A 25,135-nucleotide genomic window follows, 5' to 3' on the forward strand; every position below is an offset into this window, starting at 1 on the left:
AAATATATTTTAGTTTGAAAAGGTGGGGGATTGATGGGGAACTATGAATTATTTATATTAGGTTCACTTTGCTTGTTAACATTAATCGTTGTTACATTGGCGATAGTTTGGAGAAAAAAGTTTCGAACGATGCATGGAATGATGATCTCAATGTTTTTTGGTATGAACGTAGGTTTGACTGCTGGTGTCCTATTCGGTGTAACCTATCAAGGGAATTTATATTTCTCAACAATTCTATCAATGGCTATAGGTTTTCTTGCAGGTGCTTTATGCGGGTTTTGTTTCGGAATACTCTCCGTGCTAGAAGGAGTAATGGCCGGCTTGATGGGTGGCATGATGGGGGCAATGCTAGGTGAAATGATTATTGTAAACCAGTCTATTAATTTGATACAAATCTTTTTATTTTTATCAATCAGTACAATTTTTGTTATTATCATTTTAAAAAGTTCGAAAGAAACTAAAATAGAAAATAAAAGATGGTTTTTAAAGCCCGTTTTACTTTCAGTTTTTATAGCAGTATATATAATAGCGGGAAATTCATTGGCGGAAAAGAATGGGGAACTAAAGAATTCGGAGTTACAACATAGTGGTCATTCGTCGACAATTAATAATACAGAAGGTTTTAATAAGAACAGCCAATTTATTGCTATAGAAACTACTGAAATGAAGTACTCAAAAACTAAAATTGTTGTTGAGAAAGATAAACCAATTACATTAACTCTCACAAATTTGGATAAGATTGATCATGACATTGAAATTCGGACTTCTTTCTTTAATAGGATAAAGAAGTCCGAACATAATCATGGAGCAGATAAAAATATGTTACATCTCCATGCTGCACCTGAAAATATGGAGATGCTAACATTTACCCTCACTAAATCTGGTGTTTATGAATTTTATTGTACGATTCCAGGACATAAGGAATTAGGGATGATTGGACGATTTATTGTAAGTTAAATACTTTAACATACGTACGATGCATATATTGGTTTACGGAGGGTTGTCCATGAAAAAATCGTTGAAAATCTGGAGTGCGCTTATCTTCTTCCTTTTCTTGTTTCCAATTGTTTTGGAACAGATTCCAAGTGAAATACCGGAAAAAGTAACAGTAACTTCACCGGATATGGGGAAATTAGTTTACGCAGCAAATATCATCGAACTAGAACCAGAAGTCCAAGCAGGAATACGTGCGCTTTTATACGCTACACATTCACAAGAAGCGTTTGAACCAATCACGCTTAAGCATGACGGGAAAATTGCAGTTTACCATCCGGAAGCGAATATTATGAAACTAAGTAAAACAATTAAATCTCAACTAGAGTTCAATGGGGTAGGGACAGATATTATTGATGTCGATATTACTGCGGAAATGAAAAAAGCGGGGATTCCGTTTCATAAATCGTATAATGTTACTAGGCCATATGTACAGAAAGCGTTGAACGATGCGGATTATGATATCATCCTCGACATTCACCGCGACTCCCTTAAAGCAGATAGAACGACAGTCACTTACAAAGGTGAGGAGTTTGCGCAAGTCGTTTTTGTTATCGGTGGGGATCATCCAAACTTCAAATTAAATCAAGAATTGGCAAAAGAGTTGATGGCGGGTATGGAACGGATAGTGCCAAATATAACAAAGAATATCGTGTTCAAATCAGGTCATGGTGTGGATGGAAAATACAATCAGGATCTTCATAAACGTCTTGTTCTGGTTGAAATGGGTGGGATTGGAAATAATGAAGCGGAACTAAACAGGACATCGGCTGTACTTGCAAAAGCCGTTTCACAGACATTATTGAGCGGAAAAATACCCGAAAACTAATAAAGCCCTTAGAAACTCGCTATGGAGTTTCTAAGGGCTTTATTAGTTTCATCAGAACGGTTCTTTGCCACTTGTTTTACCATCTTCATTAAAAATGCATAAATAATAAGTATACTCGGATTTGAAGGAGGAGAATATTAATAAAGCAGTAAATGGCTGTACACAAGTGCAGCAGGGGGATGATGAATCCGACTATTGATCTAATGCCTTTACACTTTAATAATTCAATTTGGGCATATGGGCATTATCTGAAGGATGAATCTATTCAAGTATTTTTAATTGAAGGTAGGTTTATGATGATTACAATGAAAAATGTTTACAAAAAATATAAAAACGGCGTAGTTGCAGTAAACGGTATTGATATAGAAATTGACCGTGGTGAATTCGTATATGTTGTTGGTCCGAGCGGGGCTGGAAAATCAACATTTATTAAAATGATGTACCGTGAAGACATTCCAACAAGCGGTGATATTATTGTAAATGGCATTAATTTTGCAACTCTACGTAGAAAGCGAATTCCATACTTACGAAGAAAGATTGGGGTAGTATTTCAAGACTTTAAACTTTTGTCGAAATTAACCGTGTATGAAAATGTGGCGTATGCGTTAGAAGTCATTGAAGATTCGCCAGTTCAAATAAGGAGCAAAGTGAATGATGTTCTTGCACTTGTAGGACTTACACAGAAGGCGCGTATGTTTCCAAACGAGCTTTCAGGTGGCGAACAGCAACGGGTCTCAATCGCGCGTTCTATTGTAAACGCTCCCGAGATTGTCATCGCAGATGAACCAACAGGAAACCTGGATCCGGATACTGCATGGGAGATTATGCAGATTTTCGAACAAATAAATGCACATGGAACGACAATCATTATGGCAACACATAACAAAGATATCGTGAATAAGATCAGACATCGCGTCATTGCAATTGACAGTGGTATTGTTACACGTGACGAGTACGGAGGCAATTATAGCCTATGAAAGTTAAAACACTAAAGAGACATATTTTTGAAAGATTTAAAAGCATCGGTCGAAATGGTTGGATGACATTTGCTTCGATTGGTGCTGTAACCGTTACACTTCTTCTAGTAGGGATTTCTATGATCATCATGATGAATTTGAATAAAATGGCGGATCATATTGAAAACGATGTTGAAATAAAAGTGATTGTAGATTTTAAAGCAGATGAAAAAGCAATTACCGAATTCGAAGAAAAAGTTCGTGTCACGGATGGCGTTCTTGATGTAAGATATTCATCGAAAGAAGAAGAGTTGGAAAAAATGATTAAAAACTATGGCGATGAATTAGGGTTATATAAACAAGATAATCCGCTTCGTCATGCGTTTTATATAAAGACAATAGACCCTCGACAAATTGCCATTGTCGCGGAAAAAATTAAAGTATATGAGTATGTTTATGAAGTTGTTTATGGGAAAAGAAAGGTCGAGAAACTTTTTAAAGTGGTGAATTCGAGTCGTAACGTTGGTCTTGCGCTAAATCTTGGACTTCTCTTCACGGCCGTGTTCCTAATTTCGAATACAATTCGGATAACCATTGGTGCGAGAAAAGAAGAAATTGGGATTATGAAACTTGTCGGGGCAACGAATAATTTCGTTCGTATTCCGTTTCTTCTTGAGGGTATTTGGCTTGGCATATTAGGGGCAATCCTACCAATGAGTATTATGACAGTTTTCTATGTGAATCTACATAACTATTTGGCTCCAAGACTAGAAGGAGAGTTTTTCCAATTGCTGAATATGACTCCCTTACTTTATCAACTAAATGGGCTAATCTTTTTTATGGGTGTCTTTATTGGGCTATGTGGTAGTTTCGTGGCCGTTCGAAAATTTTTAAAAGTATAACAAGGAATTGTATGAGCTAAATGGAGCATTTTTACATTGAGTGGAGTTAAATAGCTCTTTACTGCTATCAATAATTGTACAATTACTCGCATTCTTTTTAAAGAGATGGGACTTAAAGGGACGGCTATCGTCTAGATGTTTTTCATCGACTTTTTTTAGGAAAACCATTATTTCAGGGTAGTGACAAAAAATGAAACGGAGGCACAATTGTGAATAAGCGGACTGTAGGTATAGTTATAACAGCTTTAATTATCGGTACGTTGATTGTCCTGATGGTTAAATCAAACCTAGAAACAGCGGAGCCAATCGAAACAATTGTTACTGGGGTAGATAGTACAACGATTGAGTATGAGTCTGGGCTTGAAAAAGGAAATACACCTCCTGATTTTGAGCTTTTTACGCTTTCAGGCGACATAATAAAGCTGTCGGACTATAAAGGGAAAAAAGTTATACTTAACTTTTGGGCATCTTGGTGCGGCCCATGCAAGGCAGAAATGCCGCATATGCAAAATTACTATAAAAAACATAAAGATTCCGCGAGCGTAGAAATCATTGCCGTAAATATGACGAAAGAAGAGCGAGGGCCTGAGAGCGTCAAGAAATTTGTTGATGCATACGGGCTAACATTTCCGATACCACTTGATAGTGATGGGGAAGTTATGGGGATGTATAAGATTATGTCAATTCCTACGACGTATATGATTAGCACAGATGGGACAATCGAGCAAAAGTTTATTGGTCCAATGGACGAAAAAACAATAAAAGAACTTGTTGATAATCTTGATTAACTGAAGCCACACTCTACGCTGTTGTACTATTCTTTATCCGTTTGCTTAGTAGACTATGAAGATACATTTTGTGGCAAGTTCCAACAATGAAAATAATGGGTCTGAAAAAAATCGTCTAGATTATAAATCTAGACGATTTTTCCTGCTTAGCATATCGAAGATACACGACGAATTGCTAAAGTAGTGCATTGATTCTCCTTAATTAATCCTTATTTTTGTAATGTGAATGTATTGGATTTGTAAAATGATATTGATAGTTATTATGCTAAAGTTATACAGGAAGTGATAAATAAGGATGTCGGAAAAAAGAGACAATAAAAAAACAATAGGGGTGTAAAATGAAAAATCGATTCATTCAAATACTAGTCGTAGTGTTTCTTTTTAGTATAATACCATTTATATCGTCAAATAAAGTTAGTGCATCGACTTCGGATGAAATTGCAACTTATGCGAAAAAGTTTTACGGTACACCTTATAAGTTCGGCGGTACGACCCCTGCAGGATTTGACTGTTCGGGATATATCAGATATGTCTTTAATAATGCTAACATTAGCCTTCCAAGAACTTCAGTAGATCAGTTCAGGGTGGGAACTGCGATTAGCAAGGACAAGCTACAACCAGGAGATTTGGTGTTCTTTGCAAACACATACAAAAAAGGTATTTCCCATACCGGTGTTTATTTAGGGAATGATGAGTTTATATCGGCAAAAAGCGGTGGGGTCTTGAAAGCGAACCTGAAGACAAATCCATATTGGGCACCTAAGTACGCGGGAGCTAAACGTGTTGCAAATGTCAGCGTAGCTCATAATCCTGAAACTGAGGAGGCTGCACAATCTATGAGTGATAAGTTCAAAGATTTATCGTTGGAACATCCTGCATATAACGCTATCATTACTCTAAATGAAATGAGTGTTATCAACGGGTACACTGACGCAACATTTAAGCCCGAAATACCGATTACACGTGGACATGCGGCTGCGATGTTAAATCGAGTGCTTAAACTAGAAGCAACGACTAAAGTGACATTCAAAGATGTTTCACCGGATTATGCATTCTTGGATGATATTGTAGCGCTGAATGAAGCGGGAATTCTTCAGGGATATGCAACTGAGGAATTTGGTGTGAATGACAAACTTACTCTATCACAACTAGCGGTCGTTGTTGATCGCGCATTTGGTCTTCAAGAAGAAATGGATAAGAATGAACAACAAGCCGCACAGACATATAAAGACGTACCTTCAAGTCATTGGGCTTCTGAAGCGATTCATGCATTAAAGACACTCGACCAAACAAAGGTATTCCAAACAACAAACTTTAATCCTGGAAATGAAGCATCACGAGCAGAGTTTTCAGCGGCTATTTTTACTGCGATTTCGAAAAACTAAATTCATTAACGTGAAATGGGCATCCCTCTTTTGAAAAAAAGAATGGGTGTCTATTTTATTCTGTAAAATAAATCATTAATTCAGATAGATGAAATGAATTGACCTTCAAGATATTATTTGACTACTCTAAGGAAATACGCTATTATAGGGGTACGGGGTATATGTAATTGGTGAGGAGGGAACATCGTGGCAGAAACAACTAAAAAAACTATCCAACCAAATAAACAACAACTTCTCAACCGTTTAAAGCGTGTCGAAGGGCAAGTGAGGGGTATACATCAGATGGTCGAGAATGACCGTTACTGTGTGGATATTCTACATCAGATCAGTGCGATTCAATCAGCCATGAACAAAGTATCCTTAGCTTTACTGGAAGATCATACACATCACTGTGTAGTGAAGGCAATTAAAGGCCAAGATGGTGATGCTGCGATTAAGGAATTAATGGACGTTATGAAGACAATGACGAAATAATTTTTATTTATTTCTAAAAGATATCTTAGCTTGAAGTTAATAACATTAAAAGAGGAGGAATTTATTATGAAAGAAACGTTAAAAGTAGAAGGCATGTCTTGTAATCACTGTGTGAATTCAATCGAAACGAGTGTAGGGAAACTTAGCGGTGTTTCTGCGGTTAAAGTAAATTTGGGAGATAACGAAGTTGCGGTAGAGTTCGACAACGAATCTACATTGGCTCAAATTAAGGAAACAATTGAAGATCAAGGCTTTGATTTAGTTTAACTTCATTTTAATTTACACCGTATTGGGTATAAAGCGGTGTATGTGATTATACTTTTGGGTATAATCCTTCTTTTTAATAATAATATACCCCCGGCAAGTATTGGAGGAGAGGCAAATGGCAACAACAGAAAAGACCTTGCAAATTCAGGGCATGACTTGTTCAGCATGTGCAAACACCATTGAAAAAGGATTATCGAAAATAGATGGTGTAGAGAAAGCGAATGTCAACTTTGCCATGGAAAGTACCACAATCACTTTTGATCCAACGAAAACAAATATAAATGAATTCACTGAACGGGTCGAAAAACTTGGTTATCATATCATACAAGAGAAGGAAACGTTCGATATTACGGGTATGACATGCTCAGCGTGCGCGGCGAGAATTGAAAAACGCATTAATAAAATGGATGGTGTTTCGAAAGCGAACGTAAACTTTGCAATGGAAACACTTGCCGTAGAATATGACAGTAAACAAATTCAAGCTACTGACATGATTACTGCAACCAAAAAGATGGGTTTTGAATTGATTCCCAAACAAGATAATAAAGATAAGATGGATCATAAAGAACAAGAAATTAAAAGTCAAACAAGAAAATTCATCTTTTCATTAATATTAACGATTCCGTTGTTTTGGACGATGGTTGCGCATTTTGAGTTTTTATCATTTATCTATATGCCCGAAATACTTATGAATCCTTGGCTCCAACTTGCATTTGCAACACCTGTTCAATTTATCGTTGGTGCTCAATTTTACAAAGGGGCATTTAATTCGCTTCGAAATAAAAGTGCGAACATGGATGTATTGGTCGCATTGGGTACGAGTGCAGCATATTTCTACAGTCTCTATTTATCATTTGAATGGATGAATGCGGGGAGTATTGGAAGCCCCGAACTGTATTATGAAGCGGCAGCTGTCATTATTACGTTAATTGTTCTTGGTAAATTATTTGAAGCACGTGCAACAGGAAAAACAAGCCAAGCAATTCATAAATTACTTGATTTACAGGCTAAAACAGCAAGAGTGTTAAGAGATGGTGTTGAAGTAGAACTACCGATCGAACAAGTTATCACAGGGGATACGATTGTTGTGAAACCTGGTGAAAAGATTCCAGTGGACGGAAAGATTATTGAAGGACGTTCCGCAATTGATGAGTCAATGATTACGGGTGAAAGCCTTCCGATTGATAAAGTTGCGGGAGATGCAGTCATTGGTGCGACGATCAATCGAAATGGTTCCTTACAAATTATGGCGACAAACGTAGGGAAAGATACGGCATTAGCACAAATTGTAAAAGTAGTTGAAGAAGCGCAAGGCTCGAAAGCAGATATTCAGCGTTTAGCAGACAGAATTTCAGGAGTCTTTGTGCCGGTTGTCGTTGGGATTGCGGTTGTGACATTCTTAGTCTGGTTTTTCTTAGTAACACCGGGCGATTTTCGTTCGGCTTTGATTCCGACGATTTCGATTTTGGTTATTGCTTGTCCATGTGCTTTAGGATTAGCAACGCCGACGTCAATAATGGCTGGCTCAGGTAGAGCTGCTGAAATGGGTTTACTGTTTAAAGGTGGGGAACACCTGGAAAACACGCGCTCTATCGACACAGTTGTCTTGGACAAAACAGGAACAGTAACTAAAGGTCAACCTGCTTTAACAGATATTACAGTGTCGGCAGGCTTTACGGAAGATGAAGTTCTGCAATTGGTTGCTACAGCCGAAAATCAATCGGAACATCCTTTAGCACAAGCAATTGTTAAAGGTGCAACAGAAAAGGGCTTATCCTTACTAGAAATAACTGATTTCGAAGCATTACCGGGTTATGGGATTCAGGCGAATGTCAGTGGTAAAGCCGTTTTAGTCGGTACAAGAAGGTTAATGAACGAACGTGAAATAGAGATATTAGATTCGGAAGTTTCAATGGAAAAACTTGAGAGTGACGGAAAAACAGCCATGTTGATTGCTATTGATAACAAACTTGCAGGTGTCGTAGCAGTAGCGGACACGGTGAAAGATACGTCCAAAGAAGCGATTGCTAGAATGCGCGAATTGGGTCTGGATGTTATTATGCTCACTGGTGACAACCAACGTACAGCAGAGGCAATTGCTAGCCAAGTTGGTCTAACCCACGTCATTGCGGAAGTATTGCCGGCACAAAAAAGTGATGAAATTAAAAAGCTGCAAGATCAGGGCAAGAAAGTTGCAATGGTCGGGGACGGAATCAATGATGCGCCAGCACTTGCAATGGCGGACATTGGTATGGCAGTGGGAACCGGTACAGACATTGCGATAGAGGCGGCAGATATCACGCTTATGCGCGGTGACTTAAACAGTGTGGCAGATGCGATTATTATGAGTAGAAAAACAATGCGAAATATTAAACAAAACTTGTTTTTCGCTTTCTTCTACAATACGGTTGGAATTCCCATCGCTGCAATTGGTTTATTAGCCCCTTGGGTTGCAGGAGCAGCAATGGCATTTAGTTCGGTGTCGGTTGTATTGAATGCTTTGCGTTTGCAAAAAGTTAATTTGAAGTAATGATTTATCGGATTGTGTCCAAGGGAAATTTAAAAAAAGAGTGGGATTGGGAATTTATTCCTAATCCTACTCTTTTTCATTTTAAAATTGTTTAACGACAATCATAGAACCCCTTCTTAGATTACTTGGGAGTTTTCAGGCTATTTGACAATCAGTGTTGACTTCATATCGTCATGTCCTGTCCCGCAAGGAATATTACAATAGATTGTATACTCGCCTGGCTCTGTAGGTGTGAAAGTTGCCTCTCCATCGCCTTTAATGTCTACATCAAGACCATCGATAGCAATCCCGTGCATCCCTTCTTCGTTTGCAAAAGAGATTTTCACCTCTTCACCAGCATTTACAGTGTATTCTGCCTGATCAAATTCAAAGTTGATTGCTGAAATATTGAATTCATTGCTAACGCTTGCTTCATCCGATGAACCAGTGTCTTCTACCTGCCCAGTATCATTACTCGTATCCTTCCCGCCACAAGCGGCAAGAACGAACAAAGTACTTAAAAAAATCGCTGATAATAACCATTTTCTCAAAATGAATACCTCCTATATGTTTGGGGATTGATTTCTTTGTATCCCTCTTATACATAATGATAGCCGTCATATATCCAATTTCTATGGAGAGGATAAGACGAAATTATGAACGAGTATTACTGAGGAGTAAACTTTTCTTTAATCAATAGTGCATAGATGAAGAAAAGGACCTTAAATACAACGAATAGAAGCATCTAAAGGATTAATCTACCTTTTAGAGTTCCAATAAAATATGCAGAATGTATGCATTTATTATGACGGTTTTCATACACATCTTTCACCTGCATAATTTTTTCATATTATTTTGTTACACTACAAATGAAATAATCGAAAGAAAAGGGGAAATAAGTAATGGGAATAAAAATGAAAATTACTTTGTTAGCGATTAGTATATTGGTTATTAGTGGTTGTAGTAATGCGAATTCACAACCAAATCATCCCATGATGGATAATGAAGAAATGGATGATTCAATGAGGAATATGGGTGGAAATATGATGGGAAATGGACATATGAGTCATAATGAGGTTGTAAGTTTAAATGACTCAACAGGGGAGAATGAATTGAAAATCCCTTCTATGCTTGAACGTGATAACGAGGAAGAAGTCGCATACACTGTTAGAGCGCAAATAGGCAAGACTGAAATATTTGATGGTATTGAAACAAATACGTATGGCTACAATGGGACATTTTTAGGACCGATGCTTCGTTTGGATAAAGGTGACACAGTGAAAATCAAAGCGATAAATGAGCTCGATGAGAATACAACATTTCATTGGCATGGACTGGAAGTAGCGGCAGATGCAGATGGTGGGCCCCATGATGTGATTAAACCGGGAGAAGAAAAGATTATTGAATTTAAAGTGGAGCAAGAAGCCGCAACACTTTGGTTCCATCCCCATCCAGAAGGGAAAACCTCTGAACAGGTATATAACGGTCTTGCAGGTTTGATTTATATCGAAGATGACAACTCGAAAAGTCTTGGATTACCAACTGATTATGGGAAAAACGATATACCGTTGATTTTTCAAGATAAAACATTTGACGATAAAAAACAATTGAATTACAGAGCCGCAATGAATGATGACGGAACAATCGGGGATACGTTATTAATCAATGGAACACTTAATCCCAAGTTGACTGTAAATAAAGAGAAAGTACGTCTCCGTTTATTAAATGGTTCGAATGCGAGGAATTTCACATTTAAATTGAATACAGGGAACTCCTTTGTTCAAATTGCAACGGATGGCGGATTTTTGAATGCGCCGGTGACACTTAACGAAATTACACTGACACCTTCAGAACGAGCGGAAATTGTTGTTGATTTTGCAGAGCTTAATACTGCAAATGATCTGGCATTAATAAATGAGGATGGATCTATCCTTTTACCGTTTGATGTCTCGGGTCAAAATGGGGAGACTGAAGAAATTCAAAAAGAGCTTAATGATTTTGCATTAACATCTGAAGAGAAAAGTTTACCAGTCACTAAGGAGATAGAACTTTTTGGAATGATGGAGATGGTAACAATAAATGGCAAGAAATTTGATCCTGAAAGAATTGATTTCACACAAGAGCAAGGGGTCACAGAGGTTTGGGAAATTTACAATAAAAAAGATATGATGGGCGGCATGATACATCCATTTCACATTCACGGAACACAGTTTAAAATAATCTCAAGAGATGGGGAAGAACCAGCGGAAAATGAACAAGGTTGGAAAGACAGTATCGCCGTTCATCCAGGGGAACGAGTAAAAATAGCTATCCAATTCAATCATAAAGGTGTGTATATGTTCCATTGTCATATTCTTGAACATGAGGACAATGGTATGATGGGGCAAATAGAAGTAAAATAGAAAGTGATTAATATTAAAACAGCCCGAGTGCATAAAGTCACGCGGGCTGTTTTAAAATTTGTTTGAAGTGAGATGTGGTACATATTGAGTCAGACAGAAGAAACCCCCCCAAAAAAAGATGGAAAAAGACTACTTAAAATTTTACTTTACTTAGCAACTGCTTTATTTGTGATTTGGTTATTAGCTCTTTTATATCTAATGTTCTATATTCAAAGTGATGAAAATGAAGAGAGATATGTACTGGATAAATTAGAAGGCATAGCTGATTTAAAAGCGGAGGCCTTACATAAAACAGAAAGCTTATCAAAGGGAGAGGTTGAAGAGACTAATAAGCAAGAAATCCAATTGGAGCAACTAGATAGAGATGAATTTAATCCGGCGATGAAAAATCTGTTGAAAAATAGAAACTTTGACAAAAAGAGATTTGACGCGATTTTTGAAAATATGAAAACTCCCCAAATACCTCCTAGAGATCCTTTACACTCTACTTTTGGTAAAGAGGTCGTATATATATATCATTCCCATAGCAGGGAATCTTTTTTGCCCTATTTTAAAGACACTAAAAAGCCAGAGGATGCTTACCACTCAAAAGCAAATATTACGATAGTAGGAAAAATGCTTGGGAAAGCTTTGGGAAGAAGGGGCATAGGTACTGAAGTAGACTCAGCTGATATTGTTCAAGAACTTAGTTTTAGAGGGCTAGGTTTTAATAGTTCATATAAGATATCAGGAGAAAGGGTGAAATCTGCAAGCACTGAAAATAAAGACTTGGAAATTTTCTTGGATATACATAGAGATTCACTTCGAAGAAAATCTACTACTAAAGAAATAAATGGAGATAATTTTGCACGTCTCTTATTTGTTATAGGTACTGGGCACGAAAATTATACGAAAAATCTTCAATTCACTGAAGGATTAGATAAACTGTTATCTACGCAGTATCCGGGTTTGTCAAAAGGAATAATTACGAAGGACAGCACTCAAGGAAACGGTGTTTATAACCAAGATATGTCTCCAAATGCGGTTATTGTAGAAATTGGTGGAGTCGATAATACACTTGAAGAACTTAAACGGACTACAGAAGCATTAGCGGATGTACTGAGTGATTATTATTGGCATAGAGAAAAGTAATCGGTTTAATAGAAAGTCCACAAATGAAGAGAAATAAGGACTTTTTAAGGATTTATTAATTTTGAGTTTTAAAATTATTTTTCAGGGAAAAATAATACAGATTACAAAATAACAGGAGGTAAGTCCATGAATACTAAATATGAAGAAGTCTTAAAAGCGTGTTTAGAATGTTTAGAGGCATGTAATACCTGTTTTGACGCCTGTTTAAAAGAGGAAGATGTGAAAATGATGGCCGAGTGCATTCGCTTGGACCGTGAATGTGCAGATATATGTGCATATGCAGCACAAGCAATTACCCGCAATAGTCCATTTACTAAACAGATTATAGAACTTTGTGCAGAGATTTGTGAACGCTGCGCGGAAGAATGTGCCAAACATGATTATGATCATTGTCAACGCTGTGCTGAATCTTGTAGGAAATGTGCTGAAGCATGCCGAAAAATGGCGGCTTAAGTAATGTGCAGAAATTGAATTTTACTTCTTTTTATTTGTGCATATAAAAAACCGACACTCCTCGAGAGTGTCGGTTTTTATGATTGTTTGACCAATTAAGCCTTAACAGTAACTTTTGTATTATTGTAGAACTCGATAAAGTTATGAACAACCAAATCTAAGAAATCGATTGTGGCCTGGTCCGTAAGTTCGCCAACTTCATTTAATTTTTCATGAACTGAACCAACATATACTTCGTTACCTGGAAGTACAGTAGGTGCTAATGCTGGGTTTGAAAGAATTTCTCTTAAGTGAAGTTGCGCACGGATACTTCCGAATTGCCCCATAGAAGATCCTACAATGAATGCCGGCTTGTTCTGAAGTGTGAAATCCCCACCACGTGATAACCAGTCAATTGCGTTTTTCAAAGCGCCTGGAATTGAGAAGTTATATTCAGGAACTGCAAATAGTACAGCATCCGAATCTTTAACATTATCTTTAAAATCTTGAACGTTTGCTGGTGGATTGCTTTCTATATCAATTGAAAACATTTCGAGATCGTTAACAAAGACAGGTGTAATTTCTAATTTCCCTGCATAACGCTTTCTCATATGTTCAACCAACTTCAAGTTGTATGATGTAGAACTTGTACTTCCGATTATTGCTTTTACTTTAATCGACATATCCAAAACTCCTCTATAATTATTAATCAACATCATTAATAATATACCTTGCTTTCAAGATATTCAATCAATCTGTTTATAAGCTTCAACAAAATACTCATTTCATTTATTTTTATAAACAGCCCTCATTGATTTTTAGTAGTCCCGGTTAGCATCGAATATCTGCTGTTTAATGTATGAACCTGTAAAAGGTCAGCCCAATAGAAAAAAGCCCTAAAACCTTGATTTAACAAGTTTTTTAGGGCTTTCAACTCTACTCTTTGCAGAATATCACGATTAACGTGAGTAGAACTCAACAATAAGTGCTTCATTGATTTCTGCTGCAAGTTCGCTACGCTCAGGTAGACGAACGAATTGACCAACTTTAGTATCCACATTGAATGTTACGTATTCAGGAACAAAGTTGCTCACTTCAAGTGATTCATTTACGATGTCAAGGTTTAGAGATTTCTCACGAAGAGAAATTTCTTGACCTGGTTTAACTTTAAATGATGGAATGTCAACGCGTTTGCCATCAACCAAAATGTGACCGTGGTTTACAAGTTGGCGAGATGCACGACGTGTACGAGCAAGACCCATACGGTAAACAATGTTATCAAGGCGTGTTTCAAGAAGAATCATGAAGTTAACACCGTGTTTACCAGGCATTTTACCTGCTTGGTCAAACGTTGTTTTAAATTGACGTTCGTTTACTCCGAACATGAAACGAAGTTTTTGTTTTTCTTGTAATTGCATTCCGTACTCGGAAAGTTTTTTACGTTGGTTAGGACCGTGTTGTCCTGGTGCGTAAGGACGTTTTTCAATTTCTTTACCTGTGCCGCTTAGTGAAATACCAAGACGACGGGATAGTTTCCATGCTGGACCTGTATAACGAGACATGAATGTCTCCTCCTCTAATTTGGTTTTATTTTGTTGTAAAATAAGAACCAGATGCGTTCAATCCGTAAGCCATTCTATTATCTTGCATCTTCGCCTCCGCAGCCAGGAAGTTACGCGGTGCACCTTATAAAAAGGAATAGACTAGATAAACGAAACACACAACTGCTGCAAATATTTTACACAACTTTTATCATAACAATCTGTGCGCCTAGTGTCAAGCAAGAACTATAGAAGAAGAATGGTTTCAAAGAACTAATTGAAAAAGATGGATTTTATAGTTCTAATGTATTATGATAGTGAAGAAGATTAGTTTAAATTCGAATTAGGGGTGATTTAGTGACGAATCATCAAGCGACTTTATATGAAATTAAAAAAGACTTAATCGATCTATGGTCTAAAGATACAGCTTTTCAATCTAATACTCTTTGGTTTGAGGCATTAAAAGTAACCTTTCATAAAAACTTTGGAGTCGAGAACACAGATTACCTTTCTTACAAAAATGGTGAATTCATGCCGCTTGGAGAGGAAAATTCGAATTCAAAAAAAATTATGCTTAAACAATTTGAGAATATAAAGGAAGGCTCAATAAAGAATAAAGACCTCTACATTAATTTATTTAGAGAAAAAGGTTATGAAAAAATCGATGAAATTATTATATTTGTCAATGATGAAGATGAAATACTCGGTATTTTTCTTATTGAATCAACAGAGAAATGGCGTAACTTTTCGAAAACCTCTTCTTATATAGACCTAGAGAAAACAGTTAGTCATTTAATACAGATGGTGAGAAGAATGGGACTTCTTATTAGTAGGGAAAATAATTTCAGGCAATTATTTAATACTACTGAACTTTTCAATTCAACAATGGACAGTCAAGTTATTCTTGATGGAATCATTCATACGATAGCTGATTTCTATCCTTCGTTTGATACGGAATTATTGTTATCACAAGATTATAGAGAATTAACAAAAACGTATAAGTTGTTTAATTATAAAAGTGAGCGACCATCAGCCGTGGATGCATTTGTCTCAGGTGAAATGACCATCGAAGATGCCGTGGATTTATCTGAAAAAATTATTAATGTACCTATTAAAGGAAGACAAGGGATATACGGGATTTTACAAATAATGCTTCCTTTAGATTATATTTTTTCTAGTTCACAACGAAACTTTATAAATATGCTTGCAAATACGGCTGGAAGTGCACTTGAAAATGCAAGTCTTTATGATCAAGCTCATAGAATTAATGAAGATTTACGTTTGGTGAATGAAGTATCAAGAAAATTGAATAGCAATATGTATTTCGGAGAAATGATTGCTTATTTAAAACAGCAATTACTCACAGCATTTCGTCCTTCTGAAATCGCATTTGTCTTTTACAATGATCTGGAAATCTGTAAAATTACAAATATGACATCGGAATTTTTACTTACTGCAAACGGTAAACACTATATTGATTATACATCCCAGCAACTTATAGCAGGGAAAGAATCCGTATTCGATCCGAGTTTTAGTAGCACTCTAAAAGAGGAAGTCCTTTATGAATCAGTCATTGCAATTCCAATTACAAATCATGAACAAGTTGTTGGATTTGTTTTAGCCTTGCATGAAGACGAATATTATTTTTCTTTTGAGAACTTTAAGTTAATGCAATCCCTTATTGGCCACTCATCATTGGCTTTAGCCAATTCTATGTTACGTGAACAGTTGCAGGAACTTGCTGATAAAGACTATTTAACAAAACTATATGCTAGAAGATATTTTGATAAGTTCGTGGAGAAATCAATTGAGTTAGAAGAAGGCGGCGTTTTAATCCTAATAGATATAGATGATTTTAAACTCGTGAACGATAACTATGGACATGGGATTGGTGACGAAGTACTAAAACAAATCTCTTCCTACGTTCTCTTAGAAATAGCGGGTAAAGGAATTGCTGCAAGATGGGGAGGAGAAGAGTTTGCCGTTTACTTACCCGGAATTGACTTACATGAAGGTAGTTATCTTGCGGAAAAATTTGTACGTGAGATTCCACTCCGAACAAATCCTTCTGTTACGCTATCTTGTGGTGTAAATGGATGTATGTCGAATCCAGAAGCAACATTTAAAGACCTGTTTCAATATACGGATAAAGCATTATATACTGCTAAGGAAACTGGTAAAAATCAAGTGATAATAAATAAGGCATAGTCTAGCATATAAAATGCAAGACGTGCCTCTTTTTATTTGTCAGAATAGAGTGTAATATAAATATAGAAGAGATTAATAATTAAGAATAGACAGGGGTGGCTTCAAATGGGTAAAAAACAATTTCACAAAGATACGACTGTTATACATGAGGGGTACGATGACAAAGAACATAAAGGAAGTTTAGCGGTTCCTTTATACCAAACTTCTACTTATGCATTCGAGTCTGCGATTCAAGGGGAAAACCGTTTTTCTGGTAAGGAAGATGGTTATGTTTATTCAAGAATTGGCAGCCCGACAGTACGCGTGCTTGAAGAAAGGATGACAGCACTTGAAAATGGTGCAAGTACGTTAACTTTTGGTTCAGGAATGGCTGCTGTTAGTTCCATACTCGTACATTTGACAAAATCCGGAGATCATATTTTGTGTTCTAGAGGGATTTATGGCTGTACATTCGGTCTCCTTGGTATTATGAATGAAAAATACAATATTACACATGATTTAGTAAAGATGGGAACTGAAGAAGAAATTGAACAAGCCATTAAGCCTGAAACAGTTTGCATTTATGTCGAAACGCCTATTAATCCTACGATGGAACTTGTGGACCTACAAGCAGTCGTAAATGTAGCGAAAAAACATGGTATAAAAGTTGTAGTAGACAATACATTCTCGTCACCTTATTTACAAAACCCACTTGATTTTGGAGCAGATTTTGTGCTTCACAGTGCAACTAAGTATATTAATGGCCATGGCGACGTTATCGCAGGCTTGTTAGTAGGGAAAGATAAAGAAGAGATGGACCTGGTTAGGGGGTCCATTCATAAAGATTATGGGGGAATTATGTCTCCATTCGATGCGTGGCTTCTAATTCGTGGTTTAAAAACATTGTCTGTTCGTATGGAGCGCCATACGTCCAATGCAGAAAAAGTAATTAGCTATTTAAAAGGTCAGCAGCTCGTAGAGGAAGTCTTTTATCCGTTTGATCCAGATAATCCTCAATTTGAAATTGCGAAACGTCAGATGAAAGCAGGGGGAGGACTCATTTCCTTTACGATTAAAGGCGGCAAATCAGGAGCACAGAAGTTTATGGATAATCTAGGGTTGATTAAGATTGCTGTTAGTCTTGGCGATGCAGAAACGCTTATTCAACACCCATCAACTATGACACATGCAAGTGTTCCTGAAGTGGATCGTTTATCAATGGGCATTACTGACTCCTTGTTACGTTTATCCGTTGGACTGGAACATGCACAGGATTTAATTGATGATTTGGACTCTGCATTTAAAGCGACAGAAAAAGTACTCGCAGAAAACACTTCAAAATAAAAAAAGCTTCGACAATCATTAATTTAGATTGTCGAAGCTTTTTTAGTATCTTCTTCTATTATATGTGCTTAATAAGCACGTCAATAATCTTTTCAAGTCCAATACGATCATCTTCATTAAAACGATCCAATTCAGGACTGTCAATATCTAGAACGCCAATAGTTGTTCCATTCTTAACTATAGGAATCACTATTTCGGATTGAGAAGCTGCATCACATGCAATATGTCCTGGAAATGCGTTTACGTCAGGTACAATGATGGATTCTTTCGTCTGAGCTGCAGTTCCGCAAACCCCTTTACCGAGCGGGATTCGAATGCAAGCTGGTAAACCTTGAAAAGGTCCAAGGACAAGTTCATCATTATCCATTAGGTAAAATCCGACCCAATTGATTCGGTCGAAGAATTGATTTAATAAAGCTGAAGTATTGCTTAAGTTTGCATACATGTTCTTTTCACCAGTAAGAAGTGCGTCGAGCTGGCTGGTAAGCTGACTATATTGCTCTGTGATATCTTTAGCGTAATCTAATTTTGTAAACAAATACAACACCTCTTCATCTATAATATATGTCTAAAGTATACAGTTCAGATGAAGGAGAATCAATGAATTGAGAATGAATTGATGATTATACGCAGGATTCCCTAAAAAACTTTCTTTTTCGTAACTAAATTTATCTGAACGTGGTATTATAAAGGTTAGTATATTGATGCTTCGACACTTGAATAGGGGGACCACGATGAAATACATAATTTTTGCAGTTATTGCACTCATAATCTTAACGATAATTGCCTTTTTATTCAGGCGTAAACATATAAGAGAAATTAATAGATTAGAAAAAGAAAAATCGCAAATCCAACACAAACCAATACTTGAAGAAATGACGAAAATAAAACAGTTGAATATGACAGGGGAAACGGAAGAGAAATTTGAGCGGTGGAGAAATCAATGGACTGAGATTATGGATGAACATATGCCGAAAATTGATACTCTTCTCTTTGATGCTGAAGATACAGTAGATCGTTTCCGTTTTAAGAAGGCATCGGAAATCGAGAAAGATATTCAAGCAAAGATCCGTTTTTGTGATGAGAGAATGACATCAATATTAACGGAACTAGATGAGCTTGTGGGTAGTGAAGAGAAAAATCGTATAGAAATGGAAAAGCTTCAAGAACAATATCGTGCAGCGCGTAAAACTATACTTGCTCACCAACATTCTTTTGGAATTACTGTGGGTCCATTGGAAAGAGAATTGGAATCATTCAATCCAAAGTTTAAGGAATACGATGAACTTACCGAAAATGGGAATTACTTATTAGCTCGTGAAATTGTGATTTCATTAACCGAAAATGGAGAACATGTTTTTTCGCTTATTCATGAAATACCATCACTACTATCCGAATTGCAAAATAAGATACCTTCTTCAATCCGTGAACTCAGAAATGGTATTCGAGAAATGGAAGAACAATCGTACTACTTAAAACATCTGGAGTTAGAAAAAAAACTGGATGAAATTGAAAATGAGATTCAGGATATGCTATATAAAATGGCTGAACTCGAAATCAAATCTTACCAACAAAACACGAATGAAATAAATGATCGAATTGATTCTTTTTATGATGCCCTTGAAAATGAAGTGAATGCAAAACGTTATGTAGATGCAAATTACGAGTATTACGGAGAAGAGCTGTCGCAATTAATACGTATAACTCGAGAAACCTCCGATGAAGCTGCATTTGTTCAACAAAGTTATAGACTTAATGAAACTGAAGCACAAATTCCACAAGAAGCACTTAAGAAACTTGAAGCAGTCCATAAGAGATTTGAAGTTCTTTCATCAAGAATTGAAGAAGAAGCCTCTGCTTTTTCGAGTCTTCAAGTTGAGTTGCAAGAGATTGCTGCCATTATGGAAAATGTTGCAGATGAACGAGAAAGCTTTGCACATCGAATTGAAAATTTACGTATAGATGAAAATAGCGTACGTACAAAATTAGGTGAATTATCTCGTAAACTGCAAAATACAGATCGGATGCTTCATAAGGGAAATATTCCTGGAATTCCAGACGATATGGATGCAAGGCTGGAAGAGGCTGAAGAACAAATATATATTGTGACACAAAGCTTACAGGAAGTTCCATTAAATATGAATTTGGCAAACTCCTATTTAGATAATGCTGAGAAGTCTGTTGATGAAGTGGCAGAAAAAGTTGAAGAATTACTTGATAACGTCATGCTAATCGAATGGATTATTCAATATGGTAATCGTTACCGCGCCTCGAATCCGGAAATGCATGTTCGATTGCTTGAAGCAGAGGAATCATTTAGACAGTTCCGGTATGCTAAAGCATTGGAGGAAGCTGCAACTGCAGTAGAGCATGTGGAGCCGGGTGCAATGAAGCGTATTGAAGAACTTGTAAAAGAGAGCGTTCATTAATTAATTGAGTTAACTATGGCCACCGGCAGAATGAATGCAGGTGGCTTTGTTACGCCTATTATGGATATACTATGGAAGGATCTGTAAGGATGATTTATTTAGACAATTCAGCAACGACAGTACCTAGTGAAGAAGTGTTAGCGGCATTTGTAGAAGCGAACAGAAAATATTATGCGAATCCAGCATCTTTACATCTAGCTGGAAAAAATGCTGAGAACCTACTTGAGCGATCTAGAAAACAAATAGCATCCCTTTTAGATGCGCCTGAGTGTGAAATAATATTCACTTCAGGAGGTACAGAAGCAAATAATTTAGCCGTTATCGGTTTGGCTTATGCAAATCATGCAAAAGGCAGTCATATCATTACGACTCGTATAGAACATCCTTCTGTACTAAACGCAATGGTCTATCTAGAAAAAAAGGGATTTGAAATTGACTATTTGACGTGTAATAAGCAAGGATTAATTTCGCCGTTAGAATTAAAAGAGAAAATCAGAAAAAACACAATACTCGTGAGCATTATGCATGTCAATAATGAAATTGGGACGATCCAGCCAATTGTGGAATTCGCGAAAATAATTAAAGAAAACTCAAGAGCTGTCTTTCATTCTGATGCGGTACAAAGTTACGGGAGGTTACCGATTTCTTTAGCGGGAATGGGTCCCGATGCAATCACAGTTTCAGCTCATAAAATAAATGGTTTGAAAGGTTCGGGATTACTTGCACTAAGAAAAGGACTCGTCATTCATGCGGTTAGTTTTGGAGGCGGACAAGAAAATGGCCATCGTAATGGAACTGTATCCGTGCCGAATGCGGCTGTCTTTGCTAAAGCAATGAGATTAATTTCATCAGAAAATAAAACGAATTCTTATTTAAATTGGCGAAACCTTATTATTAATCACATAAAAAAATTCGATGATGTTCTAATACTTGCAGAGGATGCGGGTGCACCTCATATTTTGGCAATTGCTTTCCCTAAAATAAAAGGTGAAATCGCAGTAAATTTCTTTCAAGAAAACGGAATCACATTATCAACTTCCAGTGCTTGTTCATCGAAAAGTGGACGTGCAAGTCATGTTATAGAAGAGGTGCAATTACCAGAGCACTTTAAACAAGGAGTTATTCGAATTAGTTTTGGAAAAAATAATACTGAAGAAGAGATTCTTGAATTTAATAACGTTTTTAATAAGTTCATGAAATTGCTTGGAAGGGGAAAAACAAATGATATGGAATGAATTATTAATCCGTTATGGAGAATTATCATTAAAAGGACGGAATCGAAGTTATTTCGTTAGAAAATTAAAAAAGAATATTACAGCCGTCTTAAGTGACCTTCCAACAGTTGTACTAAAATCGGAACGAGATCGCATGTTTTTACTTGCGGATGACCCTCGTGACATGGAACAAGCGATTGAAAGGTTGCCGTTTGTTTTTGGTATTCAATCATTTAGTCCTGTAGCGAAATGTGAGTCAACATTGGAAGCAATTTATGCAAGAGCAATTGAAGTAGTTGGTTCAGGTGAAACGAATGGAAAAACATTTAAAGTTGAAATAAAACGAACAGACAAAACATTTCCGTTGGACACAGGCGAGTTACAGCGAAAAATTGGATCACATGTATTGCAAAAGTTTCCGGGACTCATTGTCCAAATGAAAAAACCCGATATTATGTTATTAGTCGAAATTAGAAATGAAGGTGCATTCCTTACTGCTAATATACATTATGGTGCAGGTGGAATGCCAGTCGGATCGAATGGGAAAACGTTGCTGATGTTATCTGGAGGTATTGACAGTCCAGTGGCAGGTTATCTTATGATGAAACGTGGAGTGTCTATAGATGCTATCCATTTTGAAAGTCCGCCATTTACAAGCGAATTGGCAAAACAAAAGGTTATTGACCTTGCAGAGAAATTATGTTTTTTTGGATCAACAGTGCGATTGCATGTAATACCGTTTACTCAAATTCAACAAACAATTGCTGATAAAATACCTGAAAACACTTCAATGACAACAACTCGAAGAATGATGTTGCAAATTGCAGACAAAGTCCGAGCTGAAATAAATGCATTAGGAATTGTTACAGGAGAAAGTTTAGGACAGGTTGCAAGTCAAACGTTGGAGAGTCTTACAACAATCAATGCAGTGACAGCAACGCCGATTTTGCGGCCACTTATTGCTGAAGACAAACTTGATATCATTGATATGGCTAAAAAGATTGGCACTTATGATATCTCAATAAGACCATATGAAGATTGTTGTACAATTTTCACGCCTTCTAAACCGAAAACAAAGCCGAAACTTGAAAAAGTGAATTTTTATGAAAGTTTTACGGATTTTGAACCGATGATAGATGAAGCCGTTCAAAATCGAGCCATATATGACATACCACTTAAAAAAGATGATCTATTTGATGATCTTCTGTAATCAATGAAAAAATTACCATCTGATGCCTCCGCATGAAATTTCCGAAATTGTACATTCTATATTCACAAGGAGGTGTTAATGATGCCAAACAACAACAGCAACTCAAACCAGCTTGTAGTTCCAGGTGTACGACAAGCACTTGATCAGATGAAGAACGAAATTGCAGCAGAATTTGGCGTACAAATGGGACCTGATGCAACGTCGCGTGCCAACGGATCCGTCGGCGGAGAAATTACAAAGCGATTAGTTCGACAAGCCCAGCAACAAATGAGCGGATATCAAAACAAATAATTAAAAAGTAACAAAAAGCTGTTTCGGGTTTTTCCCGGAACAGCTTTTGTTATATTGTATAAGTAATTCAGATTTTTCAACAAGCTAATGTTGAATTAACAAAATATATTATGTTTATTAGAGCGGTCCTTGTATAATGAACGAATAGAGTAAAGGGGGAAATATAATGAATAGTGAAAATCTCATTGCACCAGAACAATATAACCTTGTGAGCGAATTTGAAAAATATGCAACAGGATCCAATATGAAAGCATTGATATATATAAATTCATTGGGTGAGAAGAAAGAAATTACATATGAAGAGCTGATGATTTCAGCAAATAAAGCCGCAAATGTATTTATAGAAAAGGGACTTAAAAAAGGGGACGTCGTATTAGTGATGGTTCCACGCCTGATTGAGGCTTATGTCACCTATATCGGTGCACTTAAAGCGGGACTTGTAGTCATACCGAGTTCAGAAATGCTTCGACCAACGGATATCGATTACCGTCTAGCACATAGCGATGCTAAAGCGATTGTTGCTTATGAAGCATTTTCAAATCAATTTAGTGAAGTTGAAAACTTGAAGGATGTTCAAGTGTTTATTATAGGTAAGGCAGAAGAGAATCAATTATCTTTAACGGACTTAATGCTAAATGCTTCGAAAGAGTTTTCTATGACAAAAACAAATAGTTCTGATATGGCTTTCTTGTCCTATACATCTGGAACTACAGGAAAACCAAAAGGCGTTGTTCACACACATGGTTGGGGATATGCTCATCTCAGAACAACGGGTGCTAGTTGGCTTGGAATTGAAGAGAGGGATGTCGTGTGGGCTACTGCTGCTCCCGGTTGGCAGAAGTGGATTTGGACACCGTTTCTTTCTGTCTTAGGAAGTGGTGCGACGGGTTTAGTCTATGATGGGAAATTTGATGTAGAGACTTACTTGAATCTTATAGGTCAATTCGAAGTGAATGTCTTATGTTGTACGCCGACAGAATATCGTTTTATCGCATCCGAAGAAAACTTGCAGAGTTATGATTTATCTTCTATTAGAAGTGCTGTCTCTGCAGGAGAACCGCTTAACCGTGAGGTCATAGAGACTTTCGAAAAAATATTTGGCTTACAAGTAAGAGATGGCTACGGTCAAACCGAAAATACGTTACTTGTTGGAACCATGCTTGGAATGGATGCAAAATTGGGTTCAATGGGAAAACCCACTCCGGGGAATCGCGTTGAAGTAATTGATGATTTTGGGCTTCCATCCATTCCGGGTGAAACAGGTGATATTGCAGTTCATGTTTCAACACCTGCTTTATTTAAAGAATATTTAAAAGATCCAGAACGAACGGCTATGCAGTTTCGTGGAGAATATTATATAACAGGTGACCGAGCAAGAATTGATGAAGATGGTTATTTTTGGTTTGAAGGCAGAGGCGATGACATTATTATTAGTTCTGGTTATACAATTGGGCCGTTCGAAGTAGAAGATGCACTTGTGAAACATCCTGCTGTTCGTGAATGTGCCGTAATTGCAAGTCCGGATAAAGTTCGAGGCAATATTGTAAAAGCATTCGTGGTTTTACGTGATCCAGCTCAAAAAGATAATCCTGGACTCATAAAAGAACTGCAGGATCATGTTAAGCAGCTAACCGCTCCTTATAAATATCCTCGTGAGATTGAATTTATGGATGAATTACCCAAAACAGCATCTGGTAAAATAATGCGTGTTGAACTCCGTAAAAGAGAACAGAATTGAGTTGAACGATACGACCATTTTTACAGACTGGGAAATACTAGTCTTTAAAAATGGTTTTTTTATATAGATTTCACCTTGAAAGGGTTTTGTAGGAATGTCAACACTTGCTTTAC

Annotated in this window: 23 protein-coding genes; 19 read left to right on the forward strand and 4 right to left on the reverse strand. The window is 36.9% G+C overall.

Translation table 11 applies throughout. From position 1 onward, the window contains the following. The first annotated feature begins 33 nt into the window (after positions 1-33). The 9 genes from ACFSFY_RS03420 (at position 34) to ACFSFY_RS03460 (ending at position 9,124) form a co-directional block, all read left to right on the forward strand. On the forward strand, positions 34-957 hold the full coding sequence (locus ACFSFY_RS03420; RefSeq protein WP_381535765.1) for a plastocyanin/azurin family copper-binding protein: 924 nt from the start codon (positions 34-36) through the stop codon (positions 955-957). Between the two features lie 49 nt (positions 958-1,006). Beyond that, a complete protein-coding gene (gene spoIIP / locus ACFSFY_RS03425) occupies positions 1,007-1,822 on the forward strand; it encodes a stage II sporulation protein P (RefSeq protein WP_381535766.1) in 816 nt (271 codons plus the stop codon). Between the two features lie 296 nt (positions 1,823-2,118). Continuing rightward, positions 2,119-2,799: a cell division ATP-binding protein FtsE gene (gene ftsE, locus ACFSFY_RS03430; RefSeq protein WP_381536041.1), complete on the forward strand. Its 681-nt coding sequence runs from the start codon at positions 2,119-2,121 to the stop codon at positions 2,797-2,799. Further along, positions 2,796-3,680 carry a permease-like cell division protein FtsX gene (ftsX, locus tag ACFSFY_RS03435; protein ID WP_381535767.1) on the forward strand — a complete coding sequence of 295 codons (885 nt, stop codon included), beginning with the start codon at positions 2,796-2,798 and terminating at the stop codon, positions 3,678-3,680. Before ftsE ends, ftsX begins: the two co-directional genes overlap by 4 nt. Positions 3,681-3,889: 209 nt before the next feature. Then, a complete protein-coding gene (locus ACFSFY_RS03440; protein WP_381535768.1) occupies positions 3,890-4,468 on the forward strand; it encodes a redoxin domain-containing protein in 579 nt (192 codons plus the stop codon). Between the two features lie 338 nt (positions 4,469-4,806). Beyond that, entirely contained in the window at positions 4,807-5,853 is a 1,047-nt protein-coding gene (locus ACFSFY_RS03445; RefSeq protein ID WP_381535769.1) for a C40 family peptidase, read from the forward strand. Positions 5,854-6,039: 186 nt separating this feature from the next. Next, the gene (locus tag ACFSFY_RS03450) at positions 6,040-6,327 is read left to right on the forward strand and encodes a metal-sensitive transcriptional regulator (RefSeq protein WP_381535770.1); all 288 of its coding nucleotides are present in this window, start codon (positions 6,040-6,042) and stop codon (positions 6,325-6,327) included. Positions 6,328-6,393: 66 nt separating this feature from the next. Next, complete coding sequence (copZ, locus tag ACFSFY_RS03455; RefSeq protein ID WP_381535771.1) at positions 6,394-6,594, forward strand: copper chaperone CopZ; 201 nt, start codon at positions 6,394-6,396, stop codon at positions 6,592-6,594. A 115-nt stretch (positions 6,595-6,709) separates the two neighbouring features. Continuing rightward, positions 6,710-9,124, forward strand: coding sequence for a heavy metal translocating P-type ATPase (locus ACFSFY_RS03460; protein ID WP_381535772.1), 2,415 nt, complete (start codon positions 6,710-6,712; stop codon positions 9,122-9,124). Positions 9,125-9,264: 140 nt separating this feature from the next. On the opposite strand, the gene ACFSFY_RS03465 is transcribed toward ACFSFY_RS03460, so the two are convergent. Continuing rightward, positions 9,265-9,654 carry a cytochrome C oxidase subunit II gene (locus ACFSFY_RS03465; RefSeq protein ID WP_381535773.1) on the reverse strand — a complete coding sequence of 130 codons (390 nt, stop codon included), beginning with the start codon at positions 9,652-9,654 and terminating at the stop codon, positions 9,265-9,267. A gap of 351 nt (positions 9,655-10,005) precedes the next feature. On the opposite strand from ACFSFY_RS03465, the gene ACFSFY_RS03470 reads away from it, so the two are divergent. From ACFSFY_RS03470 to ACFSFY_RS03480, 3 genes are all read left to right on the forward strand, one after another. Then, positions 10,006-11,505: a multicopper oxidase family protein gene (locus tag ACFSFY_RS03470; RefSeq protein WP_381535774.1), complete on the forward strand. Its 1,500-nt coding sequence runs from the start codon at positions 10,006-10,008 to the stop codon at positions 11,503-11,505. Between the two features lie 84 nt (positions 11,506-11,589). Then, on the forward strand, positions 11,590-12,636 hold the full coding sequence (locus ACFSFY_RS03475; RefSeq protein ID WP_381535775.1) for a stage II sporulation protein P: 1,047 nt from the start codon (positions 11,590-11,592) through the stop codon (positions 12,634-12,636). 126 nt (positions 12,637-12,762) lie between these two features. Next, entirely contained in the window at positions 12,763-13,089 is a 327-nt protein-coding gene (locus ACFSFY_RS03480) for a four-helix bundle copper-binding protein (protein ID WP_381535776.1), read from the forward strand. 95 nt (positions 13,090-13,184) lie between these two features. On the opposite strand, the gene ACFSFY_RS03485 is transcribed toward ACFSFY_RS03480, so the two are convergent. Both ACFSFY_RS03485 and rpsD read right to left on the reverse strand, forming a co-directional pair. Beyond that, positions 13,185-13,751 carry an NADPH-dependent FMN reductase gene (locus ACFSFY_RS03485; protein WP_381535777.1) on the reverse strand — a complete coding sequence of 189 codons (567 nt, stop codon included), beginning with the start codon at positions 13,749-13,751 and terminating at the stop codon, positions 13,185-13,187. Positions 13,752-14,027: 276 nt separating this feature from the next. Beyond that, positions 14,028-14,630 (reverse strand): 30S ribosomal protein S4, encoded by a 603-nt coding sequence (gene rpsD / locus ACFSFY_RS03490; protein ID WP_381535778.1) that lies wholly within the window; start codon positions 14,628-14,630, stop codon positions 14,028-14,030. Between the two features lie 336 nt (positions 14,631-14,966). On the opposite strand from rpsD, the gene ACFSFY_RS03495 reads away from it, so the two are divergent. Together ACFSFY_RS03495 and megL are read left to right on the forward strand one after the other, a co-directional pair. After that, entirely contained in the window at positions 14,967-16,817 is a 1,851-nt protein-coding gene (locus tag ACFSFY_RS03495) for a sensor domain-containing diguanylate cyclase (protein ID WP_381535779.1), read from the forward strand. Between the two features lie 105 nt (positions 16,818-16,922). After that, the gene (gene megL / locus ACFSFY_RS03500) at positions 16,923-18,140 is read left to right on the forward strand and encodes a methionine gamma-lyase (RefSeq protein ID WP_381535780.1); all 1,218 of its coding nucleotides are present in this window, start codon (positions 16,923-16,925) and stop codon (positions 18,138-18,140) included. Positions 18,141-18,198: 58 nt separating this feature from the next. Here megL and ACFSFY_RS03505 read toward each other — a convergent pair whose 3' ends face one another. Then, entirely contained in the window at positions 18,199-18,678 is a 480-nt protein-coding gene (locus ACFSFY_RS03505) for a GAF domain-containing protein (RefSeq protein WP_381535781.1), read from the reverse strand. A gap of 196 nt (positions 18,679-18,874) precedes the next feature. On the opposite strand from ACFSFY_RS03505, the gene ezrA reads away from it, so the two are divergent. The 5 genes from ezrA (at position 18,875) to mbcS (ending at position 25,022) form a co-directional block, all read left to right on the forward strand. After that, complete coding sequence (ezrA, locus tag ACFSFY_RS03510; RefSeq protein WP_381535782.1) at positions 18,875-20,569, forward strand: septation ring formation regulator EzrA; 1,695 nt, start codon at positions 18,875-18,877, stop codon at positions 20,567-20,569. An 89-nt stretch (positions 20,570-20,658) separates the two neighbouring features. Continuing rightward, positions 20,659-21,804 (forward strand): cysteine desulfurase family protein, encoded by a 1,146-nt coding sequence (locus ACFSFY_RS03515; RefSeq protein ID WP_381535783.1) that lies wholly within the window; start codon positions 20,659-20,661, stop codon positions 21,802-21,804. Further along, positions 21,791-22,993 (forward strand): tRNA uracil 4-sulfurtransferase ThiI, encoded by a 1,203-nt coding sequence (thiI, locus tag ACFSFY_RS03520; protein WP_381535784.1) that lies wholly within the window; start codon positions 21,791-21,793, stop codon positions 22,991-22,993. The genes ACFSFY_RS03515 and thiI overlap by 14 nt, the downstream gene beginning before the upstream one ends. A gap of 81 nt (positions 22,994-23,074) precedes the next feature. Next, a complete protein-coding gene (locus tag ACFSFY_RS03525; RefSeq protein ID WP_381535785.1) occupies positions 23,075-23,284 on the forward strand; it encodes a small, acid-soluble spore protein, alpha/beta type in 210 nt (69 codons plus the stop codon). 166 nt (positions 23,285-23,450) lie between these two features. After that, positions 23,451-25,022: an acyl-CoA synthetase MbcS gene (gene mbcS / locus ACFSFY_RS03530; RefSeq protein ID WP_381535786.1), complete on the forward strand. Its 1,572-nt coding sequence runs from the start codon at positions 23,451-23,453 to the stop codon at positions 25,020-25,022. The last annotated feature ends 113 nt before the right edge of the window (positions 25,023-25,135 follow it).

This window comes from Sporosarcina siberiensis (assembly GCF_042681925.1).
In the GTDB taxonomy this organism is placed as follows: Bacteria; Bacillota; Bacilli; order Bacillales_A; family Planococcaceae; genus Sporosarcina; species Sporosarcina siberiensis.

Bases quoted from the DNA above. Each gene is read 5' to 3' on its own strand.
- ACFSFY_RS03420 (WP_381535765.1), top strand. From the start codon at position 34: ATGGGGAACTATGAATTATTTATATTAGGTTCACTTTGCTTGTTAACA.
- spoIIP (WP_381535766.1), top strand. From the start codon at position 1,007: ATGAAAAAATCGTTGAAAATCTGGAGTGCGCTTATCTTCTTCCTTTTC.
- ftsE (WP_381536041.1), top strand. From the start codon at position 2,119: ATGATTACAATGAAAAATGTTTACAAAAAATATAAAAACGGCGTAGTT.
- ftsX (WP_381535767.1), top strand. From the start codon at position 2,796: ATGAAAGTTAAAACACTAAAGAGACATATTTTTGAAAGATTTAAAAGC.
- ACFSFY_RS03445 (WP_381535769.1), top strand. From the start codon at position 4,807: ATGAAAAATCGATTCATTCAAATACTAGTCGTAGTGTTTCTTTTTAGT.
- copZ (WP_381535771.1), top strand. From the start codon at position 6,394: ATGAAAGAAACGTTAAAAGTAGAAGGCATGTCTTGTAATCACTGTGTG.
- ACFSFY_RS03460 (WP_381535772.1), top strand. From the start codon at position 6,710: ATGGCAACAACAGAAAAGACCTTGCAAATTCAGGGCATGACTTGTTCA.
- ACFSFY_RS03470 (WP_381535774.1), top strand. From the start codon at position 10,006: ATGGGAATAAAAATGAAAATTACTTTGTTAGCGATTAGTATATTGGTT.
- ACFSFY_RS03480 (WP_381535776.1), top strand. From the start codon at position 12,763: ATGAATACTAAATATGAAGAAGTCTTAAAAGCGTGTTTAGAATGTTTA.
- ACFSFY_RS03485 (WP_381535777.1), bottom strand. From the start codon at position 13,751: ATGTCGATTAAAGTAAAAGCAATAATCGGAAGTACAAGTTCTACATCA.
- rpsD (WP_381535778.1), bottom strand. From the start codon at position 14,630: ATGTCTCGTTATACAGGTCCAGCATGGAAACTATCCCGTCGTCTTGGT.
- megL (WP_381535780.1), top strand. From the start codon at position 16,923: ATGGGTAAAAAACAATTTCACAAAGATACGACTGTTATACATGAGGGG.
- ezrA (WP_381535782.1), top strand. From the start codon at position 18,875: ATGAAATACATAATTTTTGCAGTTATTGCACTCATAATCTTAACGATA.
- ACFSFY_RS03515 (WP_381535783.1), top strand. From the start codon at position 20,659: ATGATTTATTTAGACAATTCAGCAACGACAGTACCTAGTGAAGAAGTG.
- thiI (WP_381535784.1), top strand. From the start codon at position 21,791: ATGATATGGAATGAATTATTAATCCGTTATGGAGAATTATCATTAAAA.
- ACFSFY_RS03525 (WP_381535785.1), top strand. From the start codon at position 23,075: ATGCCAAACAACAACAGCAACTCAAACCAGCTTGTAGTTCCAGGTGTA.
- mbcS (WP_381535786.1), top strand. From the start codon at position 23,451: ATGAATAGTGAAAATCTCATTGCACCAGAACAATATAACCTTGTGAGC.